Source organism: Kutzneria kofuensis (genome assembly GCF_014203355.1).
In the GTDB taxonomy this organism is placed as follows: Bacteria; Actinomycetota; Actinomycetes; order Mycobacteriales; family Pseudonocardiaceae; genus Kutzneria; species Kutzneria kofuensis.
Map to the genome: position 1 here is coordinate 7,774,161 of NZ_JACHIR010000001.1, position 23,149 is coordinate 7,797,309.

Consider the following 23,149-nt stretch of genomic DNA (forward strand, 5'->3'; position numbering starts at 1 on the left):
TCGGCTCCTCCTCGGCTGGGGTGGCGCCCGCCATGCTGCCATAGATAGTCGTAAGTTCGCTAGAGATTCGAAAGTCGCTCGACGTAGCCACGACTGCGACCCTCGCGCAGGTCGGCCATGGTCGTCTCGGCCGTGCAGAGGTAGAGCGCGCCGTCGCCAAACGCGCAGGCCACCGCGACCCGGCCGCCGGTGTCGATCTCCTCCAGCATCTCGCCGCCGGCCGTGACGTGCACGAACTTGCCGCCCTGGAACAGCGGGATCCACAGTGAACCGTCGGCGCCCCGGCACAGACCGTCCGGGAACGGCCCCGGCTCCACCAGGGTTCGATCGCGCCGCAGCGTCCCGTCCGGCCGCACCTCGAACACGGAGGTCCGGTTCGCGGTCGACTCGTTGACCACCAGTTCGTTGCCCGTCAGGACCATGCCGTTCGGGAACCAGACGTCGTGCGCCGCGACCTTCACGCCTTCGGCCGCCGTGTAGGTGAGGATTCGCCCCGGCCGCGGCTGCTCCAGGCCCAGGCGAAACCCCGTGTCGCCGAACCAGGCGCGGCCGTCCGGCCCCACCACCATGTCGTTGAGCAGGCCGTCAGTCTCGACATCCGCGACAGGACGCAGCGCCGTGCCGTCCCAGATGGTCAGCTTCCGATCCAGCGCCGTCGCCAGCAGCAGCGTGCCGTCAGGCAGGAACCCGCTCCCCGCCGGCCGCCCCGACACGTCGCAGACCACTTCCGTCGGACCGACCGTGACCAGCCGAAACGCGTGCACGTCCGAGATCCACAGCCGCCCGTCCCGCCACCGTGGCGACTCCGGATACATCAGGTCGTCCGCGACCAGTTCCAGTCTCCTCATGGACACACTGTATTCGAAAGTATGGGAGGTGCTCGAAAAAAGCTCCCGGCAGCGGCTGCCGGGAGCGGGGTGGGGAAGGGCGGCTGCGGGGGCTCAGAGCCGATCGGCGTCCATGACCGCCTTGGCGAAGCTCGTCGGGTCCTCCTGCGGCACGTCGTGGCCGATGCCCTTGAGGATCCGGTGGTCGTACTTGCCGGTGAACATCTTCCGGTAGGCGGCGCCGTCGATGGTGGGGCCGTCGAAGTCGCTGCCGATGGTGATCGTCGGCACGGTGATCGGCGGCGCGGTCTGCAGCTTCTGCTCGACGGCGTCGTACTGCTTCTCGCCGTCGGCGAGACCCAGCCGCCAGCGGTAGTTGTGGATCACGACCGCCACGTGATCGGGGTTGTCGAACGCCTTGGCGCTCCGCTCGTACGTGGCGTCGTCGAACTTCCAGCTCGGCGAGGCGAGCTGCCAGATGAGCTTGTTGAAGTCGTGCCGGTTCTGGGTGTAGCCCTGCACGCCGCGCTCGGTGGCGAAGTAGAACTGGTACCACCAGCCGCGTTCGGCGGCGGGGGAGAGCGGCTGCTGCTGCGCCTTGAGGTTGGTCACCAGGTATCCGCTGACGAGCACCGCCGCCTTGACCCGCTCCGGCCACGCCGCGGCGACGCAGCCGGCGGTCCGGCTGCCCCAGTCGTAGCCGGCGAGCACGGCCTTGTCGACGTGCAGGGCATCCATCAGCGCGATCAGGTCCGAGGCGGTGGCGGCCTGCTGCCCGTTGCGCACGGTGTCGGCGGACAGGAACGTGGTGGTGCCGTAGCCACGCAGGTACGGCACGATGACCCGATATCCGGCGGCAGCCAGGATGGGGGCCACGTCCACGTAGCTGAAGATGTCGTACGGCCAGCCGTGCAGCAGGAAGACGACCGGCCCGTTGGCGGGACCGTCCTCGGCGTAGCCGATGTTCAGCGGACCGGCCTGGATCTGCTTGAGCGACGCGAAAGTCGTGTGGCCGGGCGCGCTGGACGTGGCGGTGGCGGCCGGGGCGGCGGCCTTCTCCGACGAGCAGGCGGCGAGCGTGCCCGCCGCCATCACACCGGCGACGCCCTGCGCGAACAATCTCCTGCTGATCAACGGAACTCTCCTGACGGGAACGGCGATCACTGCGCTGCCGACGCTAGTGATCGGCTCCCGTCGGCGGCGACCGTCAGATGACGTAGCGGGCGTACGTCATGGACCGAGGACCTCTCGGAGCTCGGTGCGTGAGCTGATCCCGAGCTTGGGGAAGATGCGGTGCAGGTGCGTGCTGACAGTTCGGTGGGACAGATAAAGTTGCTGCCCGATCTCCCGGTTCGTCAAGCCCTCGGCGGCAAGTCGCGCGATGTTCAGCTCGTGGGGTGTCAGCTCCCCGAACGCGTCGGTGTGCCGGTCCGGACTCACTTCGCCGGCGGCCCGCAGCTCGCGGCGGGCCCGTTCCGCCCACGCCGTCACACCCAGCGCCTCGAACGTCTCGCGGGCGGCCCGCAGCTGCGGGCGGGAATCGGCGGGACGTCGTTGTCGCCGCAGCCATTCCCCGTACGCGAGCTGGGTTCGGCCGCGTTCCAGCGGCCACGTCTCCGCGTCCAACGCGGCCCGGAACAGCTTCTCCGCCTCGTTGTCCGGGGCGAGCACGGCCCGCGCGTGCCGAAGTCCACTGTGGAGTGCGGGCAATGGCGACGACGCGGCGTACATCTCGTATTCCCGCACGAGTGGTTCGACGGCGCCGCGCTGGTCGCAGCGCACCGCCGCCTCGGTCAGCTCGGCGATCGTGTAGCAGCGCAAGGCAACCTGGTACGCGGGATCGGTGGGATCGTTGAGCCGCATGAGGTTCCCGAACGCGTCCGCGTGCCGGCCCTCGCCCAGCGCCGCGATCCCCCGGGCCAGCTGGACCGTCGCCAGCACCGGCCGGGCGCCGGCCGAAAGTCCGATGCTTTCCGCTTGCGCCGCAAGGTCTTCACACTGCGGGTAGTCCCCGCGCAGCGCGGCGATCTCCGACTGCGTGGCCAGCGTCAGGCCGTGGATGTACGGCTGCGAGGTCTCGATCGCCAGGCGCTGGCCCTCCTCCGCGGCGGCCGTCGCCGTCGCGAGATCGCCCAACCGGACGGAACTCCACGCCTGCACGCCCAGGGCCCGCGCGAGGAACGCCAGCCGTCCCTGCGCCCGCAGGCCCGGCTGGGCGCCGGCGGAGAAGCGGGCCGCCAGGTCGAACGCGCCGACCAGCATCGACGCGCTGCCCAGGAAGCGGTCGACGAGCGCGTCCCGGCCCACCTGGCGGGCCAGGTCGCCGAGGTCGGCCAGCACGGACTCGCCGCGTTCGAACGGCGTGACGTACGCGTTGATCGCCACCAGCCGGGGATCGTGCCGGTCGATCGGCATCCGGTCGGCGGCCCTGGTCAGCCGGCAGCGGTCGGCCGGGCCCGGCTCGACCCAGAAGCAGCGCATCGCCGCGCCCCACAGGATGTTCATCGCCAGGTCGAGCCGGCCGTCATCGAGGACGCTGACCGCCAGGTCGGCGAGGTCGCCCGGGCCGGAGACGTCGTCGCGCAGGCCGTCGTCGAAGTTCGTCGGCAGCCAGCGGACCACCGCGCGCTGGTTCGCCGTCAGGTCCAGGGTCGCGGCCTCGGCCAGCAGGCGGTCGACCCGCTGCCGGTCGCCCGTCTCGACCGCGAAGTTGGCCGCCAGCAACAACCTTTCCGCCCGCTTGCTCGGCGACCCGCTCAGCCGGGCCGACCGTTCCAGCGATGCCACCGTCGCGTCGATGCCACCGCGGCGCTCCGTGCGTTCGGCCGATCGTTCGAGCTCGGTGGCGACGGCCTCGTCCGGTCCGGTTGTCGCCGCGGCTCGATGCCAGATCCGGCGGTCAAACTCGTTGATCGTGTCGGCGAGGGCCTTGTGCGCCGCTTGCCGCGCTTGGGGTTCCGCATCCTTGACGATGGCCGAGCGCAGCAACGGGTGGCGGAACGTCAACTCGTCGTGGGCGACCGTGATCAGCCCCCCGTCGATGGCCGGACCCAGCGCCGCCAAGTCCGCCTTCGCCGCGTCCAACGCCTCGCCGAGCGCATTCGTGTCGTTCACCGCCGCGGTCAGCAGGAACTGTTGCGTCTCCGGCGGCAGCTTCCGCACCCGGCCCGCGAACGTCTGCTCCACGCTCGTCGTCGGAGGCGCATCGTCTCGGGACAGTTCCCGCAACGCCAGCGGATTGCCTGCCGCGGCCGTCAACACCCGTTCCCGTTTCGCCGGCGACAACCCTTTCAGCAATTCCGCCGCCGCCTCATTCGACAGCGGTTGCGGGCGCATTGTCGGCAGGTTCGCCGTGGTCAATCGGGAAGGCTCGCCGTCCCGAACGGCCGCCACCAGCGCGATCGGCTCCGATTCCAGCCGGCGGGCCACGAAGGCCAGCACGTCCTGGCTGTTGGGGTCCAGCCAATGCGCGTCGTCCACGATCAGCAGCAGCGGCTGGTCGGCCGCCGCCTCCGCGAGCAGGTTCAGCACCGCCATGCCCACCAGGTAGATCTCCGGCCGGGGGCCGTCCGCCAACCCCAGCGCCGTGCGCAGTCCCTCCCGCTGTGTCGCCGGCAGGCCGTCGATCGCCTTACGCAGCGGGAACAACAACTGGTGCAGGCCCGCATAGGGCAGGTGGTGCTCCGCCTCCACCCCCACCGCCGTCAACACCCGGAGCCCCGGCGCCTCGATCTCCGCCAGCAACGCCGACTTCCCGATGCCCGCCTCGCCGCGGATCACCAGCGCCCCGCCCCGGTCCCGGATGCCACCGACCAGCTCGGCCAGCCGCGCGCGTTCCGACTCCCGCTCCCACAGCGCCACGAACTCTCCCTCAGCGGTTTTCCCTGCTTGCAGGCTAGGCCAGAGCGCCATGAGACGCCGACCGGGCATTGCGGAGGTAACGGACCGGTGCGGCCGCCGATAGTCCCGGCCGTACGCTTCCGGAACCGCAGGCAAGGGGGCCGCCGTGGAATTGCGAACGGGTGCGAGAACCGTGGCCGCGGTGGCGCTGATCACCGTTTTGTCCGGCTGCGGTGCTGCCGGGAATGTGGCGGTGCCGCGGACCACCACTCCGTCCGCGACGACCACGACCACGCCGCCGCCGACGACAACGACCACGGTTGCGATGGCCACGATCCCGAACGACCTGGTCGGGAAGTCGGCGAAGGACGTCCAGGCGGAGCTGAACAGTCTCGGCTTCTGGGATGTGAACGTGTACGGGCCGGACGGCAGCCCGGTTGTCCTCACCGACGCGTGGCATGTGGTGTCGGTCGACGGCGTCGGCACGAATGCCCCGACCACCTCCCGGATCACCGTCCGAGCGGAGCCGAACCCGACGACAACCGTTGCCCCGCCGCCACCTCCGCAGACGACCGAGCAGGCCCCGCCGCCCGCCTACACGCCGCCCGCCCCCGTCGAGGTGTACTACAAGAACTGCGCGGCGGCCCGCGCCGCCGGCGCCGCGCCGCTCTACCGGGGCCAGCCCGGCTATCGGGCCGCGCTCGACCGGGACAACGACGGCATCGCGTGTGAATAAAAACACTATGGCTTCAGTGACAACTGAAGTCCATCCGCTGGTAACCCGGTGTTCCTTGTTTCCGGCCGTGACCCGCAGGTATGCCTGAGCCGTGATCCAGCAATCGCCAGAGGTGCTCGCCCGGTTCCCGGAACTCCAGCACGACGACATGGTGGTGGAGTACGAGGACGGCGACGACCCGATCCTGCTCCGCGCCGACGGTTCGGTGGTCGACACCTGGCGGGAGAACTACCCGTACGCCGACCGCATGAGCCGGGAGGAGTACGACCTGGTCAAGCGGCTGCTGCAGATCGAGCTGCTGAAGATGCAGTACTGGATCAAGGACACGGGCCGGCGCATGGTCGTCCTGTGCGAGGGCCGGGACGCGGCCGGCAAGGGCGGCACGATCAAGCGCTTCACCGAGCACCTCAACCCCCGCGGGGCGCGGGTGGTGGCGCTGGACAAGCCGACGGAGCGCGAGCAGGGCCAGTGGTACTTCCAGCGCTACGTTCCCCACCTGCCGACGGGCGGCGAGATCGTGCTGTTCGACCGCTCCTGGTACAACCGGGCCGGCGTCGAGCGCGTGATGGGCTACTGCACGGACGAGCAGTACAACCGGTTCCTGAGCCAGGCGCCGACGTTCGAGCGCATGCTCGTGGACGACGGCGTGACCCTGGTGAAGCTGTGGTTCTCCGTCTCCCAGGCCGAGCAGCGCACCCGCTTCCTGATCCGCCAGGTCGACCCCGTCCGCCAGTGGAAGCTCAGCCCGAACGACGTCGAGTCGCTGGACCGCTGGGACGCGTACACGGCGGCGAAGGTGGCGATGTTCCGCGCCACCGACACCGAGTACGCGCCGTGGACGGTGGTGAAGAGCAACGACAAGAAGCGCGCCCGCGTGGAGGCGATGCGCCACGTGCTCTCACTCGTCGACTACGAGGACAAGGACCACGAGGTCGTCGGCAAGCCCGACCCGAACGTGGTGGGCGCGGCGTCCACCCTGCTCGAGACGGGCGAGGACGACCACCGCTAACCGAGGGTGCCGCGCAGGATCCTGACGGGCTGGGCCGGTGCGCCGTCCAGCGGGCCGCGGTCGCTGGGGATGATCCCGGCGGCCACGATCCGGTCCAGCACGTCCATGCCCCGGACCACGGTGCCCATCACCGAGTAGTTCGTCGGAATGTGGGCGAACGAGTGCACGATGAACCACTCGCTGCCGTTGGTGCCGGGACCCTGGTTGCCCATGGCGATGGTGCCCCGCCCGTAGGTCTCGGTGCCGTCGGTCTCGTCGGGGAACTTGTAGCCGGGACCGCCCTTCTCCACCTCGTAGATGTCGCCGCACTGCAGCACGCCCAGCCGCTCGCTGTTGGTCAGCCGCCAGCACTGGCTGTGGTCGTAGAACCGCTGCGCCACCAGGCTGATCAGGTTCTGCACGGCGCACGGCGCGGCGCCGGCGCGGTTGAGCCGCACGGTCACGGGCCCGTAGTTGAACCGGAACGTCACGTCGACGGTGCCGATGGTCGGCGCGATCGGCAGCGGCCGCAGCACCGGCCGCGCGGCCGGGTTCTCCGGCGTCGGCGTGAACGTGCAGTGGGTGATCGGGAAAGTGGATGCGGACGCCGTCGGGGCGGAAACACACAGCGCGCCAAGGACAAGCACCGATCCGAGCAATGCCGCGATACGTGACTTCATGGCTGGCAAGCTATCTCACGTGACGTCAACTCGCCCTGCCGAAGTGCCGGCCTTCCCGACCGACCGGCCCGACTCCTGCCCCTTCGACCCCGACGAGGTCTACACCCGGCTGCGTGCCGACGAACCCGTGACCGCGGTGCGTTGCCCCGCGGGCGTGGACGCGTGGCTGGTCAGCCGGTACGCGGACATCCGTGCGGTGCTCACGGATCCGCGGCTGAGCTCCCGTGCCGCCAGCTCGATGCACATGCTGCCGATCGCCGACCTGTCCCGCGACCCGTCGCCGGGTGCGATCATCCAGGCCGACGGCGAGGAGCACGCGCGGCTGCGGCGTCTGTTGATCGGCGAGTTCACGGTGCGGCGGATGGAGGCGCTGCGGCCGTACATCCAGAAGATCACCGACGAGCACATCGACGCGATGCTTCAGGGACCGGGCGCCGACCTGGTGCAGGACTTCGCGCTGCCGATCCCGTCGCTGGTGATCTGCGAGATGCTCGGCGTGCCCTACGACGACCGCGTGCAGTTCCAGCACGACAGCGAGGTCCTGATCGGCTTCGAGGCGGACGAGGCCGCTCGCCGCGCCGCCGGCGACCGGCTGTGGGGCTACCTCGGCGAGTTGATCGGGCAGCGGCTGGCCGAGCCGCGGGACGACCTGCTGAGCCGGCTGATCGCGCGGGCGAACGAGACCGACCGGCCGCTGACCCCGCAGGAGCTGGCCACGCTCGGCGTGACGCTGCTGGTCGCCGGGCACGAGACGACCGCTAACATGATCGCGCTGAGTACGTTGGTGCTGCTGGAGAATTCCGAGCAGCTGGCCGTGTTGCAGGCCGCGCCGGAGAACGCCGGCCCGGCCGTCGAGGAGCTGCTGCGCTACCTGTCGGTGATCCAGTTCGGGCTTTTCCGGTACGCCACCCAGGACGTGGAGGTCGGTGGCACACAGGTGCGGGCGGGGGAGTGGCTGGTCGCCGCGATCTCCTCGGGCAACAGGGACGAGAACGTGTACCCCGACCCGGACACCGTTGATCTCGGCCGCCAGGCCCGTACGCACCTGGCGTTCGGCTTCGGCGCGCACCAGTGCATCGGCCAGCAGCTGGCGCGGATCGAGATGCAGGTCGCGCTGACCACGCTGCTGCGACGGATTCCGGGGCTGCGCCTGGCGATGCCGCTGCCGCAGTCGGAGTTCAAGCGCAACGATCTCGTCTACGGGGTGCGGAGCCTGCCGGTGACGTGGTGAGAGAAGAGGCCGGGCGAGAGCCCGGCCTCATCGTTCACCGGCGGTTGCCGTGCTTGCGGGCGGCGAACTCGTAGGCGTCCGCGATCAGCTTGAGCACGGTGTCGGCGGTGCGTTCGCCCGGGTTGATCACGCACACCCAGTGCTGGCCGGCGTAGACCGGGTGCGGCAGCAACGTGTCCCGCGGCGTGTAGTCGTCCACTGTGGACGCTGCGAACAGTTCGGCGTAACCGGCCTTGGTCAGCCCGATGTTCACCCGGTACGCGCCGTCCCGGTCGAGCTCGGAGTCCCGCTCGTAGTGGTCGCCCGTGACGATCGTGACGAACGGGAGCTGCCGCTCTGGCGGCAGGTCGCCGTCGGGGTCGTAGAGGAAGAAGGAGTCGCCCGCGTGCTCCGCGACGCGCACGCCGGCGTAGGTGTCAGTGATGTGCCGGATCAGTTCGTCGATTTCCACCCTTCAAGTGTGTCATTGAACTCCTTTGAGAGGCTTTTCTCGCGTCTTGCTGGTGGCTGAGGTCGAAACCCTCAAATGCGGTTACCAGACGCCCGGGATCAGTCGGTTCGTCTCCCGCATGTAGGCGGCGTAGTCCTCGCCGAGACCGCCCAGCAGCATCCGCTCCTCGACCCGGATCCGGTACAGCACGCCCGCGATCATCAGCAGTTCGAACACCACCGCCGAGGCGTAGTTGCCGAACAGCAGCGCGATGCCGAGCATGCCCACCAGCAGACCGGTGTACGACGGGTGCCGCAGCACCCGGTACGGGCCGGTGCGAACCACGCGGTGGTCCTCCTGGATGTGCACCACCGCGCGGAAATACCGGCCCAGGCTCGCGATGGACCACAGCCGGAACCCGCCGCCCAGCACGATCAGCAGCACGATCGCCAGCAGCCAGCCCGGCTGGCGGGACGGGAAGTCCAGCGCCGGCAGCGCCCGGCGGAGCAGCCCGCCCAGCACCACCGCCAGCAGCGCGGCGATGAGAATGCCGCCGTAGCTGCCCCACTCCCGGGTCTTGGTCCGTTCGCTGCGCAGCCGCTGCGTCAGCTGCAGACCCGTCTCGCCGAGCGCCCACAGCGCCACGGCAATCCACATCACGGCCATCATTCCGCCACGGTAGAACCGCTCCTGGCATGGGCGCATGGCCCACGCCGTGACCACGACCTGGCGCGAGTTTCCGGCGCTGCGGAAGCCGATGCTGGACGAGGTGTGGGACTGCCTGCGGGCCGCCGGCATCTAACGCGGGTGTCGCAACGCACGCCTCGCGTCGAGGTCGGCCTCGAGCTGCGGCGGCCGTGCCCGCTCGCCGGCCGCGTCGTGTCCTCTTCGCTGCCGGCCGGCCGGGTTGCTCGGACAGTCCACTGTGGATCGTACGCCAAGCTCGGTGCGGCGCATGACGCCGTGAACCCCCGCGAGTCACGCTCTGGGGCACCCCGAATGTAGGTTTCGCGCATATCTGAGCCCCGAGTCTCAGTTCTGCTCGATTCTTACATTCGGTGTGTCTGAGAGCGTGACTCGCCGGGGTTGTGAGCCGCGACGCAGTGTTTGACATGAAGTCAAGTCAGGACGCATGCTTGAACCCTCAACTGACGTGAAGTCAAGTCAACTCAGGGGTGAACCAGCATGCCGCACCTGTTGCACATCGACTCGAGCATCAAGGGGGACGAGTCGGTCAGCCGGAAGCTGACGGCGCGGGCCGTCGCGGCCTGGCGGGCGGCCCATCCGGACGGCACCGTCACCTACCGTGACCTCGGCAAGAACCCGGTGCCGCACCTGGACGACAACGGCGGCACGGCCCGTCAGACGCCGGTCGACCAGCACACGCCGGCCCAGGCCGAGTCCTGGCAGCTCAGCGAGCGGCTGATCGCCGAGGTCCGCGAGGCCGACGCCATCGTGCTCGGCCTGCCGCTCTACAACTACGGCGCGCCGAGCAGCGTCAAGGCGTGGGTGGACCACCTGCTCGCGCCGGGCCTGTCCTACGACCCGAGCACCGGGACCGGGCTGCTGGAGGGCCGGGACCTGATCGTCATCGGCAGCCGCGGCGGCGGTTACGGCCCGGGCACGCCCCGCCACGGCTGGGACCACGTCACGCCCTGGCTGCCGCACGCCCTGGCGGCGACCGGGCTGGAGCCGCGGTTCATCACCGCCGAGCTGACCCTGGCCTCGGTGGTGCCGGCGATGGCGGAGCTGATCCCGCTGGCCGAGAAGAGCCTGGCCGAGGCCGAGAAGGAGATCGACGCCCTGTGGGCGACGCTGCCGGTCTGACCGGTCAGCCGGCCGGCTTGAGCTCCTGGACGGCGGCGGACACCTGGTCGTCGCCGGTGCAGACGGAGCCCAGGATCGCCAGCACGGCGCCGTAGGCCAGCGCGACGAGGTGGTCGAGGTCCATGTCGAGGCCGTGCGACAGCCAGTCCATGGTCATCTCGTCGACCGCGCCCATGCTGCCGCGCATGGCGATCCGCAGCACCGGGTCCGGCTCGCCGGTGACGCCGAGCAGCTTGCGCAGGAAGCACACGCCGGACCGCCGGGTCTGCTCCACCAGCTCGTCGACCTCGGGGTCCTGGCCGCCGGAGCGCATGATCGCCATGGACGTGTGGACGTGGTCGCGGCGGTACTCGATCTGCCGCCGCACCACGCCGCGCAGCCAGCGCGGGTTGGTGTCCTCGCCGGGACCGCGGTCGTGCAGCGCCTCGATCTCCGTCTGCATCTGACGCAGCACTTCCAAATACAGGCCGCGCTTGTCCTTGAAGTGGTAGAAGAGCAGCCCGTGCGCGACACCCGCCTCCTTGGCGATGTCGCTGATGTAGATCTCGTCGTACGGCTTGCGGGCGAACATCTCCGAGGCGACCGCGACCAATGCCGCGCGGCGCTGGCCGCGCACCGGTGTCGTCGCGCTCATGGCGCCAGAATACCGTCCGCCCGGGCAACGGGCGGGGACCGCGACCGCGGCCAGGTCTCGCCGGAACCGTCCGGAGCGGGCAGACTTTCCCCATGCATTCCGCCGGACTTGTGCTGCATCCCCAGCGGGACTCGGCCGACGCCGTGTCCGCGGTGCTCGGCTGGGCGGCCAAGCGGGACATCGAGATCCTCGGCATCACCGGCGAGATCGGCCGGTTGGACTGCGCCGCGATCCCGGTCTCGCCCGACGAGCTCGGTCGCCGCGCCGACCTCGTCGTCAGCCTCGGCGGCGACGGCACCATGCTGCGGGCCATGCGCATCGCCGACGGGCAGCGGGCGCCGGTGCTCGGCGTCAACCTGGGCAAGCTCGGGTTCCTGGCCGAGGTCGACGTGCCCGATCTGCCGGACGCGCTGACCGCCATCGACGACCACGAGTTCAGCATCGAGCCCCGATTGGCCGTCGACGCCGTCCTGGGCGACCGCACTGTCACCGCCTTCAACGACGTCGCCGTCGTGCGCGTCCCCGGCGACGGCAGCGCCGTGGTGGCCGTCCGCGTCGCCGGACAGCCCTTCGTCAGCTACTCCGCCGACGCCGTCATCGTCGCGACGCCAACCGGTTCGACCGCGTACAGCTTCTCCGCCGGTGGCCCCATCACCAGCCCCTCCGTCGAGGCCCTGCTGGTGACGCCCGCCGCGCCGCACTCCGCGTGGAGCCGGGGCGTCGTGCTCTCCGTGCACGACACCGTGGAGTTGGACATCCTCCCCACCAGCGGTCGCCTCGCCGTCGAGGTCGACGGCGAAGTCGCCGGCTACGTCGGTCCCGGCGACCGCATCGACCTTCGTGCCCGCCCCGGCGCCGCCCGGGTCGTCCGCCTCGGCCGCACCACCTTCTACCAGCGGGCCCGCCGCAAGCTGCGGCTCACCGACTCCGCCGAGATCCCCGTGTCCTGGCCGGACGGGGTGGGCATCTAGAGCGGCCGCCCGACGATCACCAGGTCCTTCCGCTCGCCGTCCAGGTCGGCCACCGCCGGCAGCCGGCCCCACTCCTCGAACCCGTGCGAGCGGAACAGCCGCAGGCTCGGCTCGTTGCTGGCGAAGATCGTCGTCGCCAGCGTCCGCGCGCCGAGCCTCGGCGCATACGCGATCGCCGCCGTCAACAGGTCCCGCCCCTGTCCCCGGCCGCGGTGCCCCGGGTGCAGGTAGATCGCCAGGTCGAGGGTGACGTCGTAGCCGCGCCGGCCGTTGAGGAACGGCTCGAACGACAGGTATCCGGTGACCGTGCCCGGATCGTCCGGGTGGTAGCCGACCCAGGTCGGGTGCCGGGCCTCCGCCAGCCACTCCCGCCGGGACTCGACGGTGATCGGATCGAGGTCGGCGGTGCTGGTCCTGCTCAGCACCGCCGCGTTGTAGATGTCCACGATGGCCGGCAGATCCGCCGGCGTGGCCGTCCGGTGTAGATATGTCACGGCAGCACCACCACCAGACTCGTCCTCCACTTCGGCCAGCAGTTGCGACGCCATACGCGGCACGGAGTTGGCTCAGGACAGCCGTTGTATCCCAGATGTGGGACAGCCGTCACGCGGTCGATGAAGTGGTTCCCGCGTCGATGACGAGCATGTGCCGGGCGCCGCGCTGGAACCGGTACGGCACCTCCCGCAACTCGTTGGCGGGCAACGAGGAGCGCAACCGGTCGAGGAACTCCACGGGCTCGCCGCTGCCCTGCAGCACCAGTGGGAAGATCCGCACCTCGCGGCGGGCGACGCGAACCAGCTCGGCGATCGCGCGGTGATGCCACTGCTCGTCGAGCTGATTCGCCCATGTGAAAAGGAGATGTGAGCACAGCGCCAGCTCCACGCTGTCGGCGGCCAGCGGCAGATCCGGCAGCGACGCGGCGACGTAGCGGCCCGGGCGAGCACGAAGATCCGCCAGGAACGACTCGGCGGCGTCCAGGCGCATGGCGGCACGTCGCTCCGTGGTGCCGTACCACTCCCATTCGAAACGGTCCCGGTTGGCGTCGATCATCCGGTCGCCGTCGCGCAGGCCGGCGCGCACGAGCCTCGCCATCTCGTCGTACCCCAACGCATACGCCGGGTCGACGGCGATCGCGTCGGGGACGTCGGCGGCGAAGCCGGATCCGCCGGCGCAGCAGTCCAGGACCCGGCCGGTCAGGTCGGCGGGGGAGAGGTCGAACATCGCCCGGTACTCCGCGGCCGATCGGGACGTCACAAGCACACCGGCCATTCTGGCGAGCTCGGCCCGGCAGCGTCCGGCGCTTTCCCGTCCGCACACCTCCCTACTCATGTTTAAGTCAGTCGCTTGACTTAAATCGTCCTGAGGGCTTCACTGGGTCGCGTGGACAACCTGAGCTACCCCCTGCCGCGGCCCGCGGCGCTCGAACCGCCCGTCGAGTGGGCCGAGCTGCGGCAACGCTGCCCGGTCGCGCGGGTGCGGATGCCGAGCGGCGACGAGGCGACGCTGCTCACCCGGTACGCCGACGTGCGGCAGATCCTGTCCGACACCCGGTTCGGCCGGCTGCTCGACGCCCCGGACGCCGCCCGGCTCTCGGACACCGACTCCGGCGGCGTGTTCAACAGCGAGATGGCCACCGTGCTGCCGCAGACCGGCCCCGCGCACGAGCGCTGGCGGCGCATGATCAGCAAGTGGTTCACCGCCAAGCGGATGACCGCGCTGCGCCCCGGCATCGAGGCGATGGCCAACCAGCTGATCGACGAGATGACGGCCAAGGGCCAGCCGGCCGACCTGAAGGCCGACCTGGCCTTCCCGCTGCCGGTGTGGGTGATCTGCGACCTGCTCGGCGTGCCCGAGTCCGACCGCGACCGGTTCGCGCACTGGTCGGACAGCCTGCTCAACCTGACCCGGTACACGCAGCAGGAGATGGAGACCGCCCAGCGCGAGTTCGCCGCGTACATGGCGGCCCACATCGCGGCCCGCCGAGCGGAGCCGGGCGACGACCTGCTCAGCGAACTGGTGATCGCCACCGACGCGGAGGGGCGCGGCCTGTCCGACGCCGAACTGGTCGCGACCGGGCAGGGCCTGCTGATCGCCGGGCACGAGACGACGGCGAACATGATCGCCAAGATGACCGGCATGCTGCTGGCCGACCGCCGCCGCTGGGAGCGGCTGCTGGCGGACCGGTCGCTGGTGCGCACGGCCGTCGAGGAGGCGCTGCGCTTCGACGCCAACCTCGGCTTCGGCATGGTTCGCTACGTCGACCAGGACGTCGAGGTCGGCGACGACAGGATCACCGCCGGCACGACGGTCGTCTGCGACATGGCGGCGGCCAACCGTGACGAGACGGAGTTCGCCGACGCCGCCGAGATGGACCTGGCCCGCACCCCCAACCCGCACCTGACGTTCGGCGCCGGCCCGCACTCGTGCCTCGGCCAGTCGCTGGCCCGCACCGAGCTGCAGACCGTGCTCGGGGTGCTGTTGGACCGGGTCCCCTCGCTGGAGCTGGCGGTGCCGGCGGAAGATCTCCAGCGAGTGGAAGGTCTGGTCGTCGGCGGGCTGAGCGCGCTGCCGGTGCGGTGGTAAGGAGATGATCATGGCCGGTGGCGCGGTGCGGACCGAGCGGGCGCAGGCGACCCGGGACGCCATCCTGGCGGCCGCGGAACGACTGTTCGCCGAGCACGGCGTGATCACCGTGTCCAACCGGCAGATCAGCGAGGCCGCGGGGCAGGGCAACAACGCCGCCGTCGGCTACCACTTCGGCACCAAGGCGGACCTGGTGCGCGCCATCGTGCACAAGCACAGCGCCGAGATGGAACGGCTGCGCGAGGCGATGGTGGCCGAGGCGGCCGACTCCATCGACCTGCGCGTGTGGGTCGCCTGCCTGGTCCGCCCGGCCACCCAGCACCTGGCCGAACTCGGCAGTCCCAGCTGGTACGGCCGGTTCGCCGCCCAGGTGATGGCCGATCCCGAGCTGCGCACCGTGATCGTCGACGAGGCGCTGAGCTCACCCAGCCTGCAGGCCGTGCTCGACGGCATCAACCGCTGCCTGCCCGAGCTGCCGGCCCCGATCCGGGCCGAGCGGGACGACATGGCGCGGCACCTGATCGTGCAGATGACGGCGGAGCGCGAACGCGCGCTCGCCGAGAACCGACCCACGCCCCGGTCCAGCTGGCACGACGCCGCGACCGGGCTGATCGACGCGATCGTGGGCATCATGCGTGCTTGAGGAGAACCGTGAAGATCGTTGTGGACCAGGACAAGTGTTGCGGCGCCGGGAGCTGCGTGCTGCTCGCGCCGGACGTGTTCGACCAGCGGGACGACGACGGCATCGTCGTGCTGCTCGACGCGGAGCCGGCTGCTGAACTGCACGGTGCGGTTCAGGAGGCCGTCAACGTGTGCCCCGCCGGGGCGATCCGGGTGACGTCATGACCGTGCTGCCCGAGTTTCCGTTGCCGCGGGCCGCCGACTGCCCGTTCGACCCGCCGCCGGCGTTGCGGGAGATGCAGCAGGAGGGACCGCTGGCCCGGGTGCGGCTGGCCGACGGCAGCACGCCGTGGCTGGTCACCCGCTACGCCGACCAGCGCGCCGTGCTCGCCGATCCCCGGGTGAGCGCCGACGTCGACCGTCCCGGCTACCCGCTCGGTGCCCCGCGCCAGCCCGGCGGCACCAAGATCGGCTTCATCCTGATGGACGACCCCGAGCACGCCCGGCTGCGCCGCATGGTCACCGGTTCGTTCGCGGTCAAGCGGGTCGAGGCGATGCGGCCGGCCGTGCAGCGCATCGTGGACGACCTGATCGACCAGTTGCTGGCCGGCCCCCGGCCGGTCGACCTCGTCGAGGCGTTCGCGCTTCCCGTGCCGTCACTGGTGATCTGCGACCTGCTCGGCGTGCCGTACACCGACCACGACTTCTTCCAGCAGAACAGCAAGACCATCATCCGCCGGTCGGCCGGCCCGGCGGAGCGGATGGCCGCCGGCCGGGCACTCAACGAGTACCTGGACGACCTGATGGGCCGCAAGCTCGTCGAGCCCGCCGACGACCTGCTGTCCCAGCTGGCCGGCCGCGTGCACGCGGGTGAGCTCACCCGCCAGGACGCCGCCCAGATCGGCGTGCTGCTGCTCATCGCCGGGCACGAGACCACCGCCAACATGATCGCGCTGGGCACCCTCGCCCTGCTCGAACACCCCTCGCAGCTGGCCGTGCTCCGCGACTCCGACGACCCCGCGCTGGTGGCCTCCGCCGTCGAGGAGTTGTTGCGCTACCTGCACATCACCCACAACGGCCGGCGCCGCGTGGCCATCGAGGACCTGGAGGTCGGCGGCCAGCTCATCCGGGCCGGCGAGGGCATCATCGTCGCCAACGACATCGGCAACCGCGATCCCGCCGCGTTCGACGACCCGGACCGCCTCGACCTGACCCGCAGCGCCCGCCACCACGTCGCCTTCGGCTTCGGCGTGCACCAGTGCCTCGGGCAGCCGCTGGCCCGGATGGAGCTGCAGGTCGTGTACGGCACGCTGTACCGGCGGATCCCCACCCTGCGCCTCGCCGCCGACCTGGACCAGATCTCGTTCAAGCACGACGGCTCGGTCTACGGCGTGTACGAGCTGCCGGTCACGTTCTGACCACCACCAGCGCTTCGGCGAGCGGCTTGCGGCGCAGGTCCGGCACCTCGCAGTCGTCGGCCGGATAGCCGACCGGGAACAGGATGTACGGCCGCTCGGTCGCCGGGCGGCCGAACAGCTCGGTCAGGAACGCCATCGGGTTCGGCGTGTGCGTCAGCGTCGCCAGGCCCATCTCGTGCAGCGCGGCGATGAACAGCCCGCACGCGATCCCGACGCTCTCGTTGACGTAGTAGTTCTTGCGCAGCGATCCGTCCGGCCGTGGCGTGCTCTTCTGCGCGAACGCCACCACCAGCCACGCAGCGCTTTCCAGGAACTCCTTGTGCTCGTCGGTCTCCAGCCTGCCCAGCGCCGCGTGCCACTCCGGGGCGTCGCGCTCGTGGTAGAAGCGGCGTTCCTCCTCCTCGGCCGCGGCCCGGACCTGACGTTTGAGCACCGGATCATCCGTCGCCGCGAACGTCCACGGCTGGAAGTGAGCCCCGCTCGGCGCGGTGTTCGCCGCCTGCACGGCGAGCTCGATCGCCCGCTGCGGCACCGGATCGGGCGAGAACCACCGCACCGAGCGTCGCTCGTCCAGTCGGCGGTAGAAGTCCTCGCCCCGCCGCAGCGCGTCGTCCGTCGACGGCCGGGCGGGGCGGTAGGGCAGGAAGGGATGCTCATGGCGGCGGTCGGGCATGTCCTCGACCCTGGCACGCCGCCACTCAGCGGTCTACCGCCACCAGTCGTCGAACGGGGTGACCGGCACGGTGCGCTTGTGCCGGGTCGCCAGAAACACCGACTCCACCCGCGACGCCAGCTCCGGCGTGACGTCGACGCCCTCCAGGTAGTCGTCGATCTCGCTGTACTTCAGGCCCAGGGCCACCTCGTCGGGCAGCGCCGGCCGCTCGTCCTCGAGGTCGGCGGTCGGCACCTTCTCCCACACGCTCGGCGGTGCGCCCAGCTCCTGCAGCAGCGCCGCGCCCTGGCGCTTGGTCAGCCCCGTCAGCGGGGTGATGTCGACGCCGCCGTCGCCGTACTTGGTGAAGAAGCCCGTCACCGCCTCGGCCGCGTGGTCCGTGCCCACCACCAGCAGGTTCAGCTGGCCGGCGATCGAGTACTGGATCACCATGCGCTCGCGGGCCTTGATGTTGCCCCGCACGAAGTCGCGCAGTTTCGGCTCCTCGCCCAGCAGGTCTCGCAACCCGTGTGCCGACTCGGCGCTGACCGCGTCCGCACTCGGCTTGACGTTCACCACGATCGACCGGTCGGGCTGGATGAACCGCAGCGCGATCTGCGCGTCCTCCTCGTCGGCTTGCACCCCGTACGGCAGCCGGACCGCCACGAACGTCGCCTCGTGCCCCTCGGCCCGCAGCTCCTCCGCCGCGAGCTGGCACAGCTTGCCCGTCAACGTGCTGTCCTGCCCGCCGCTGATGCCGAGCACGAAGCCCTTGGCGGGCGTCGACCGCAGGTAGTCCTTGAGGAAATCGACCCGCTGCCGAACCTCGACCTTGGGCTCGATGGTCGGCTTGACACCCAGTTCGGCGAGGATCTGCTCCCGTAGGTTCACCATTCCCGCACTCTACCGATCCAGTGGCAGCTTGAGCGGCAGGGACGGCAGCGGAGGCAGGGCGGTCGGCAGCTGCTTCAGGAGATCGTCGACGACGGTGTCCACATGCGTCACGACGTCGTGCGCCGGCAGCAGATGAGTAGTGGTGACGGGCGGCGGCGTGGACGCGGTCGCCGTCGTCGTTGTTGTTGTGACAGTGGTGGTTGTCGCCGTGGTGGTGACGACGGGCGGGGGCACAGTCGCGGTGGTGGTGGGCGTGGTGGTCATCGCCACGGGGGATTCGGCGTGGGGGAGCGACTGGTGCGGCGCCGGGGACGCCGGCAGGAGCATCACGGCAGCGACCGGGGCGGCGACGGCGGCGCAGGTGAGCGGGGCGGCGAGGCGTTGCAGCGCCCGGGCGCAGCAGACGCCGACCGGGAGGACGACGGCGATCCGCAGCTTGCGGAGCCGGCGGCGGGCACGGGTGAGGTGGGACTCGACGGCACGGGCGGTCAGCCCGAGCGACTGCGCGACCTCGGCCTCGGACATGCCGTCGCCGATGGCGGCGCAGACCTGGCGGGTGGTGGGCGGCAGGTCGGCGATGGACCGGACCAACCAGCGGGCGAGGTCACGATCGGCCACGAGATCGGCAGGATCGACGGGGGCGATGGCCGTCGGCTCCCGCTGGCCGGCGACGCGCTCCCGGGACCGGCGCCGGACCTGGTCGATCAGCCGCCGCCGCGACACGGTGGCGACCCAGCCGGCGGGCGCCCGCACGGACTCGGGATCGTCCACCTCGAGCAGCTCGACCAGCGCCTCGTGCACGCAGTCCTCGGCCTCCTCGACGGTGGCCCCGGCGGCCAGGCACAGGCGCAGCGCATGGGCGCGAACGGCGCCGTACTCGTCGACGGTCATGGCCCTCCCTCGATCGATCCGGAAGCTAACACGGCCGACGCTCCGGAACCGCCCAGTGACCGAATGCCATCTCTTTTGCGGGTGGAGCGCTTCCCGTACGACCCCTCTGTGGACGGTGGAGGGAGCACTGGGGTGCGGGTGAGACAGGCGTGTGTGGGCCGCGACGCGGAGCTGGCGGTCTGTCGGGAAGCGCTTTCCGAGGCGCCGGCGGTGGTGTGCGTCGAGGCCGGCCCCCGAATGGGGCGGACGACGCTGCTCAAGGCGTGTGCGGAGGTCGCCGCCGAGCTGGGCTTCACGGTGCTCGCGGCGCAGGGCTCGGCGGTCGAGCGCGACTTCGCGTACGAACTCGCGGCGCAGCTGTTCGAGCCGGTGGCGGGCGCGGTGATGGATCGCATCGCCAGCGACGATGACCCCAAGGCGCTCCAGGCGGCGCTGCGGGAGTTGTATCGCGAAGTGCGTGAACTGGCTGCGCGGACGCCGGTTCTCATCGCCGTGGACAACCTCGATCTCGCTGACGACGATTCGCTCCGGTTGCTGGACTACCTGCGCCGACGGCTGGCGGACCTCCCGATCGTGATGATCGTGACGGCCTTGCCGGGACGGCTGGGGGAGTTCGCCCGAGACGCCCGTCGCATCACGTTGGGCCGCCTCGACGAGCGGGCGGTGCGTGCGCTGGTTTCTGAGGACGCCGGCCTCGTCCACCGGGCGACCGGCGGGCATCCGTGGCTGGTGGCGGAGTTGTTGCGCTGCGAGAGCGCATCGGTCGGCGAGCTGTGCCGGGAGCCGTCGCCGGAGCTGACGTCGGCGATCGTTGCGGTGCTCGGGCCGGAACTGGTGGCCGTCGGGCGGGCGGTGGAGATCCTCGGCACCGCCGACATCGGGCTGGTCGCATCAGTGGCCGACGTCGATCACGACACCGCGAGCCGAGGGCTGGTTGAGTACGGAACCATTGGCGTGCCTTTGGTTACGGCGGTGTTGACCACGGGGATTCCGTCGGAGATGCGCCTGCGGGCGGCGCGGGCGTTGTATCGGCGACGGGCGGAATTCGTCGATCATCTGCTGGCAACGGACCCGATCGGCGACGAGTGGACCTGCCGGATGCTGCGGGAGCACGCGGCGACCGCGATGAGCGACGGCGATCCGGAGCGGGCGGCGGAGTGCCTGCGGCGGCTGCTGGCGGAACCACTGTCCGATGAGGACCGTTGGCGGGCGTTGGCCCAGCTGGGCGAGGCCGAGGTGCACACCGATCCCGCTGCGGCGCTGGAACATCTGACGCAGGCCGGCGGTGGCGCGACCTTGGCGTATGAACTGGCGGAGCGCGGGCAGCTGGTCGAGGCGGCCCGGGTGCTGGCCGACGTGGACGACGATTTGGTGCCGTTGTCGATCGGCGTCGAGCACGCGGGCGTCGTGGACGAGATGCCGGCGCTGCCGGAGAATCCGCGCCGGCAACGGTTCTGGCATGCGATCGCGGCCGCTTCCCATGCGCTGGAAGGTGATCGCCTGCGGGCGGCGGCAGCGCTGAAGCGCGCGGCCGGGCGGAACCTCGCCGTGACGGCTGGTTCGGATCTGGTGGATCGCCGGGTGCTGATGCACGTCGTGACGGCATTGTCCATGATGGACGATTTCGACGAGGCGGAGCGGTTGTGCGACAACGCCGTCACCGCGGTCTCCGGCCGGGTCAGGCCGGCGCTGTTCCGGCTGGTGCACGGGCTGCGCACCGAGGTGGCGCTCCGGAGGGGAGATCTCCGCGAGGCACGGCGATTGACGCTCGCGCAACACGATCCGCATGTCACCGCTCTGGCGCCGATGATCGGCGCCCTGATCGACGTCAACGAGCCGCAGGCGGCGGCAGTCGTGTTGAGCGCCCAGGGTCTGGACGGCGAGGTTCCCGGCTCGGCCCGGTTCGACGCCGTGCTGTTCCAACGTGGGCGACTCCGCGCGGCCGACGGCGACAAGGTTCGCGCCGTGCACGATCTGTTGGAATGCGGCCGCCGGCTGGAGCAGCGGGGGGTACTGAACCCGGCGGTCTGCCCGTGGCGGTCGACGGCGGCATTGTTGTTGGCGGAGTTGGGAGATCGCGGCCGGGCGGTGGCGCTGGTCGAGCGGGAACTGCACCTCGCGCGGCGCTGGGGCTCGGCGTCGACCGTCGGTGTCGCGCTGCGCGGCGCCGGCGTGGTGACCGGCGACGCCGAGCTGCTCGCGGAGGCCGTCGACGTTCTGCGGGAATCGCCGGCACGACTGGAATACGGGCGGGCGCTCGCGGATCGGGGACAGTGCCTGCGGGAATCGGGCGATGAGTTGTCGGCGCGATCGGTGCTGCGGATGGCGCACGACATGGCGATGCGCTGCGGTTCGGTGGCGCTGATGGAACGGGCCGGCCGGGAATTGCGGCAGGCAGGGGGACGCCGCAGATTCGCGCTGACCGATCCGGCGCTGTTGACCGAACGGGAATCGTTCGTCGCGCGGCGGGCGGCGGCCGGCCGGACCAACAAGGAAATCGCCGGTGAATTGTACGTCACGACGCGAAGCGTCGAATTCGCGCTGACCAGCGTGTACCGGAAACTCGGCGTGTCCGGCCGGCGCGAGCTGCGGAGCGCGCTGGGGTTGGGGAATTGACCCCAGCGCGCCCGCGCCGAACCACTCAGCCCACGATCACCAGGTCGGCGACCAGCGAGCCGCCGACCTGGTGGCCCTTCACCGTGACCAGCGCGTCGAGGTTCAGGCTGCCCTCGATCTTGGTGGCGCTCGTCAGCGTGACCTTCACATCGGCGCTCGCGCTGGTCTTCACGCTGATGATCTTGCCGACGACCGCGGACAGCGTGCCGGAGACGGACACCTCGGCCGATGCCGACGCGACCGGGACGGCGGGCGCGGCCGACGCCACCGCGGTGCCGCCGAGCAGGGCCCCGGCGGCCGCGGTCGCGACGACAGCAGCGGCGATACGACGGTGCAGAGCGTTCATCGTTCTCTCCTATTATCGCGTTTCCGGTCGGAATTCGTTTCCGCCGTCGGGAGAAAGTCTTCCGGCCTTTGTGGACGATCGGAAGGTTCTCGGGACTCTTCTAGGAAGTTCCCCCAGTCGGCTACGGGCGGTGCGGGGTGAACCGAATCAAGCCGTTTGCCGACGGGAACGCATACGGGTGGATGTGGCCGCCGTCACACCGTTGCCTGTCACGTTCGCCGGGGCCGGCTCGTCAGGAAGGTGACAGAGCAAGAACCGCTGAGAAGGAGCAGGAACATGGCTGCGCGCATGACCAACCCCGCCAAGGTGCTGCCCGACACCACCACCGCGGTGCAGTCCCTTTTCAAGGCCATCTACCAGGGCGGCGTGCCCAAGGCCACGCTGGATCTCGTGCACCTTCGGGCCAGCCAGATCAACGGCTGCGGCTACTGCGTCGACTCCGGCGTCACCCACGCCCAGCAGGCCGGCGAGAGCGTCGACCGGCTGCTGCGCGTCGTGTCGTGGCGGGAGAGCGACGTCTTCACCGACGCCGAGCGGGCCGCGCTGGCGCTGACCGAGGCCGCCACCCGCATGGCCGACCAGCCCGAGGCCGTGTCCGACGCCGTGTGGGACGACGCCGCCGACCACTACGACGAGAAGGGCCTGGCCGCGCTCATCCTGATGATCGCCACCACGAACTTCTTCAACCGCATCAACGTCACCATCAAGCAGCCGGCCGGCGAGCAGTTCTGAGCCGGGGGGCGGAGGAAGTAGGGGCAAGCGGTCGGCGAGTACTTCTGAGCCGGGGACGGAGGAAGGAGGGGGAGGGGCAGGCGGCCGGCCGCCGATCTCCCGCCACTCGGCGGCCGTGGCTCCCGAGGGCGTTGGTGGACAGGGGCTTCCGGTTGCCGATCGCCAGGGGTGCTCGCATGCTGGGCGGGCCGGGTTTTCCCGCGGTGGGGCCGGGTAGCCCGGTGCCGTTGTC

The 23,149-nt window shown here is 70.6% G+C and carries 24 protein-coding genes; 11 read left to right on the top strand and 13 right to left on the bottom strand.

Annotation, left to right across the window (positions count from 1 at the left end):
* Positions 1-59: 59 nt before the first annotated feature.
* The 3 genes from BJ998_RS35495 to BJ998_RS35505 form a co-directional block, all read right to left on the bottom strand.
* Positions 60-848, bottom strand: coding sequence for an SMP-30/gluconolactonase/LRE family protein (locus BJ998_RS35495; RefSeq protein ID WP_184867665.1), 789 nt, complete (start codon positions 846-848; stop codon positions 60-62).
* 93 nt (positions 849-941) lie between these two features.
* Positions 942-1,961 carry an alpha/beta fold hydrolase gene (locus BJ998_RS35500; RefSeq protein ID WP_184867666.1) on the bottom strand — a complete coding sequence of 340 codons (1,020 nt, stop codon included), beginning with the start codon at positions 1,959-1,961 and terminating at the stop codon, positions 942-944.
* 96 nt (positions 1,962-2,057) lie between these two features.
* The gene (locus tag BJ998_RS35505; protein WP_184867667.1) at positions 2,058-4,688 is read right to left on the bottom strand and encodes an AAA family ATPase; all 2,631 of its coding nucleotides are present in this window, start codon (positions 4,686-4,688) and stop codon (positions 2,058-2,060) included.
* 145 nt (positions 4,689-4,833) lie between these two features.
* Between BJ998_RS35505 and BJ998_RS49625 the strand changes: the two genes are divergently transcribed.
* Entirely contained in the window at positions 4,834-5,403 is a 570-nt protein-coding gene (locus BJ998_RS49625) for an excalibur calcium-binding domain-containing protein (RefSeq protein WP_376775958.1), read from the top strand.
* Positions 5,404-5,551: 148 nt separating this feature from the next.
* Positions 5,552-6,412 carry a polyphosphate kinase 2 gene (ppk2, locus tag BJ998_RS35515; RefSeq protein ID WP_184869151.1) on the top strand — a complete coding sequence of 287 codons (861 nt, stop codon included), beginning with the start codon at positions 5,552-5,554 and terminating at the stop codon, positions 6,410-6,412.
* Here the strand turns inward: ppk2 and BJ998_RS35520 are convergent.
* Positions 6,409-7,071 (bottom strand): peptidylprolyl isomerase, encoded by a 663-nt coding sequence (locus BJ998_RS35520; protein WP_184867668.1) that lies wholly within the window; start codon positions 7,069-7,071, stop codon positions 6,409-6,411. The two genes, ppk2 and BJ998_RS35520, sit on opposite strands and share 4 nt — an antisense overlap.
* A 19-nt stretch (positions 7,072-7,090) precedes the next feature.
* On the opposite strand from BJ998_RS35520, the gene BJ998_RS35525 reads away from it, so the two are divergent.
* Positions 7,091-8,302: a cytochrome P450 gene (locus BJ998_RS35525; RefSeq protein ID WP_312890481.1), complete on the top strand. Its 1,212-nt coding sequence runs from the start codon at positions 7,091-7,093 to the stop codon at positions 8,300-8,302.
* Between the two features lie 34 nt (positions 8,303-8,336).
* Here the strand turns inward: BJ998_RS35525 and BJ998_RS35530 are convergent, their stop codons facing one another.
* Both BJ998_RS35530 and BJ998_RS35535 read right to left on the bottom strand, forming a co-directional pair.
* Positions 8,337-8,753: a DUF6194 family protein gene (locus BJ998_RS35530; RefSeq protein ID WP_184867670.1), complete on the bottom strand. Its 417-nt coding sequence runs from the start codon at positions 8,751-8,753 to the stop codon at positions 8,337-8,339.
* 81 nt (positions 8,754-8,834) lie between these two features.
* Positions 8,835-9,401 carry a methyltransferase family protein gene (locus BJ998_RS35535; protein WP_184867671.1) on the bottom strand — a complete coding sequence of 189 codons (567 nt, stop codon included), beginning with the start codon at positions 9,399-9,401 and terminating at the stop codon, positions 8,835-8,837.
* Positions 9,402-9,917: 516 nt separating this feature from the next.
* Here BJ998_RS35535 and BJ998_RS35540 point away from each other — a divergent pair.
* Positions 9,918-10,559: an FMN-dependent NADH-azoreductase gene (locus BJ998_RS35540; RefSeq protein ID WP_184867672.1), complete on the top strand. Its 642-nt coding sequence runs from the start codon at positions 9,918-9,920 to the stop codon at positions 10,557-10,559.
* 4 nt (positions 10,560-10,563) lie between these two features.
* On the opposite strand, the gene BJ998_RS35545 is transcribed toward BJ998_RS35540, so the two are convergent.
* Positions 10,564-11,193 (bottom strand): TetR/AcrR family transcriptional regulator, encoded by a 630-nt coding sequence (locus BJ998_RS35545; RefSeq protein ID WP_184867673.1) that lies wholly within the window; start codon positions 11,191-11,193, stop codon positions 10,564-10,566.
* Between the two features lie 92 nt (positions 11,194-11,285).
* Here BJ998_RS35545 and BJ998_RS35550 point away from each other — a divergent pair, with 92 nt between their 5' ends.
* Entirely contained in the window at positions 11,286-12,164 is an 879-nt protein-coding gene (locus BJ998_RS35550; protein WP_184867674.1) for an NAD(+)/NADH kinase, read from the top strand.
* Here BJ998_RS35550 and BJ998_RS35555 read toward each other — a convergent pair.
* Together BJ998_RS35555 and BJ998_RS35560 are read right to left on the bottom strand one after the other, a co-directional pair.
* The gene (locus BJ998_RS35555; protein WP_221338233.1) at positions 12,161-12,658 is read right to left on the bottom strand and encodes a GNAT family N-acetyltransferase; all 498 of its coding nucleotides are present in this window, start codon (positions 12,656-12,658) and stop codon (positions 12,161-12,163) included. The two genes, BJ998_RS35550 and BJ998_RS35555, sit on opposite strands and share 4 nt — an antisense overlap.
* Before the next feature lie 109 nt (positions 12,659-12,767).
* On the bottom strand, positions 12,768-13,424 hold the full coding sequence (locus BJ998_RS35560) for a class I SAM-dependent methyltransferase (RefSeq protein WP_184867676.1): 657 nt from the start codon (positions 13,422-13,424) through the stop codon (positions 12,768-12,770).
* Between the two features lie 120 nt (positions 13,425-13,544).
* On the opposite strand from BJ998_RS35560, the gene BJ998_RS35565 reads away from it, so the two are divergent.
* Genes BJ998_RS35565 through BJ998_RS35580 form a run of 4 tightly spaced genes read left to right on the top strand, consistent with a single transcriptional unit; the run spans position 13,545 to position 16,786 of the window.
* A complete protein-coding gene (locus BJ998_RS35565) occupies positions 13,545-14,747 on the top strand; it encodes a cytochrome P450 (protein WP_312890483.1) in 1,203 nt (400 codons plus the stop codon).
* A 10-nt stretch (positions 14,748-14,757) separates the two neighbouring features.
* Positions 14,758-15,390 carry a TetR/AcrR family transcriptional regulator gene (locus BJ998_RS35570; RefSeq protein WP_184867677.1) on the top strand — a complete coding sequence of 211 codons (633 nt, stop codon included), beginning with the start codon at positions 14,758-14,760 and terminating at the stop codon, positions 15,388-15,390.
* A gap of 8 nt (positions 15,391-15,398) precedes the next feature.
* Complete coding sequence (locus BJ998_RS35575; RefSeq protein WP_184867678.1) at positions 15,399-15,593, top strand: ferredoxin; 195 nt, start codon at positions 15,399-15,401, stop codon at positions 15,591-15,593.
* The gene (locus tag BJ998_RS35580) at positions 15,590-16,786 is read left to right on the top strand and encodes a cytochrome P450 (protein ID WP_184867679.1); all 1,197 of its coding nucleotides are present in this window, start codon (positions 15,590-15,592) and stop codon (positions 16,784-16,786) included. The genes BJ998_RS35575 and BJ998_RS35580 overlap by 4 nt, the downstream gene beginning before the upstream one ends.
* Here BJ998_RS35580 and BJ998_RS35585 read toward each other — a convergent pair.
* The 3 genes from BJ998_RS35585 to BJ998_RS35595 are packed head-to-tail and all read right to left on the bottom strand — an operon-like array spanning position 16,776 to position 19,223.
* Complete coding sequence (locus BJ998_RS35585; protein ID WP_184867680.1) at positions 16,776-17,459, bottom strand: nitroreductase family protein; 684 nt, start codon at positions 17,457-17,459, stop codon at positions 16,776-16,778. The genes BJ998_RS35580 and BJ998_RS35585 overlap by 11 nt on opposite strands.
* A 33-nt stretch (positions 17,460-17,492) precedes the next feature.
* Positions 17,493-18,332 carry an NAD(+) synthase gene (nadE, locus tag BJ998_RS35590; protein ID WP_221338235.1) on the bottom strand — a complete coding sequence of 280 codons (840 nt, stop codon included), beginning with the start codon at positions 18,330-18,332 and terminating at the stop codon, positions 17,493-17,495.
* A gap of 9 nt (positions 18,333-18,341) precedes the next feature.
* Positions 18,342-19,223 carry an RNA polymerase sigma factor gene (locus tag BJ998_RS35595; protein WP_184867681.1) on the bottom strand — a complete coding sequence of 294 codons (882 nt, stop codon included), beginning with the start codon at positions 19,221-19,223 and terminating at the stop codon, positions 18,342-18,344.
* A gap of 132 nt (positions 19,224-19,355) precedes the next feature.
* On the opposite strand from BJ998_RS35595, the gene BJ998_RS35600 reads away from it, so the two are divergent.
* Positions 19,356-21,839: a helix-turn-helix transcriptional regulator gene (locus BJ998_RS35600; protein WP_184867682.1), complete on the top strand. Its 2,484-nt coding sequence runs from the start codon at positions 19,356-19,358 to the stop codon at positions 21,837-21,839.
* A 25-nt stretch (positions 21,840-21,864) separates the two neighbouring features.
* Here BJ998_RS35600 and BJ998_RS35605 read toward each other — a convergent pair whose 3' ends face one another.
* Positions 21,865-22,185, bottom strand: a complete 321-nt coding sequence (locus BJ998_RS35605; protein WP_184867683.1) for a hypothetical protein — start codon at positions 22,183-22,185, stop codon at positions 21,865-21,867.
* A 276-nt stretch (positions 22,186-22,461) separates the two neighbouring features.
* On the opposite strand from BJ998_RS35605, the gene BJ998_RS35610 reads away from it, so the two are divergent.
* Entirely contained in the window at positions 22,462-22,917 is a 456-nt protein-coding gene (locus BJ998_RS35610; protein WP_184867684.1) for a carboxymuconolactone decarboxylase family protein, read from the top strand.
* Positions 22,918-23,149: the final 232 nt, after the last annotated feature.

Coding starts and splice junctions, on each gene's coding strand:
- BJ998_RS35495 (WP_184867665.1), bottom strand. CDS start 848: ATGAGGAGACTGGAACTGGTCGCGGACGACCTGATGTATCCGGAGTCG.
- ppk2 (WP_184869151.1), top strand. CDS start 5,552: ATGGTGGTGGAGTACGAGGACGGCGACGACCCGATCCTGCTCCGCGCC.
- BJ998_RS35520 (WP_184867668.1), bottom strand. CDS start 7,071: ATGAAGTCACGTATCGCGGCATTGCTCGGATCGGTGCTTGTCCTTGGC.
- BJ998_RS35535 (WP_184867671.1), bottom strand. CDS start 9,401: ATGATGGCCGTGATGTGGATTGCCGTGGCGCTGTGGGCGCTCGGCGAG.
- BJ998_RS35540 (WP_184867672.1), top strand. CDS start 9,918: ATGCCGCACCTGTTGCACATCGACTCGAGCATCAAGGGGGACGAGTCG.
- BJ998_RS35545 (WP_184867673.1), bottom strand. CDS start 11,193: ATGAGCGCGACGACACCGGTGCGCGGCCAGCGCCGCGCGGCATTGGTC.
- BJ998_RS35550 (WP_184867674.1), top strand. CDS start 11,286: ATGCATTCCGCCGGACTTGTGCTGCATCCCCAGCGGGACTCGGCCGAC.
- BJ998_RS35570 (WP_184867677.1), top strand. CDS start 14,758: ATGGCCGGTGGCGCGGTGCGGACCGAGCGGGCGCAGGCGACCCGGGAC.
- BJ998_RS35580 (WP_184867679.1), top strand. CDS start 15,590: ATGACCGTGCTGCCCGAGTTTCCGTTGCCGCGGGCCGCCGACTGCCCG.
- BJ998_RS35585 (WP_184867680.1), bottom strand. CDS start 17,459: ATGCCCGACCGCCGCCATGAGCATCCCTTCCTGCCCTACCGCCCCGCC.
- nadE (WP_221338235.1), bottom strand. CDS start 18,332: ATGGTGAACCTACGGGAGCAGATCCTCGCCGAACTGGGTGTCAAGCCG.
- BJ998_RS35595 (WP_184867681.1), bottom strand. CDS start 19,223: ATGACCGTCGACGAGTACGGCGCCGTTCGCGCCCATGCGCTGCGCCTG.
- BJ998_RS35605 (WP_184867683.1), bottom strand. CDS start 22,185: ATGAACGCTCTGCACCGTCGTATCGCCGCTGCTGTCGTCGCGACCGCG.
- BJ998_RS35610 (WP_184867684.1), top strand. CDS start 22,462: ATGGCTGCGCGCATGACCAACCCCGCCAAGGTGCTGCCCGACACCACC.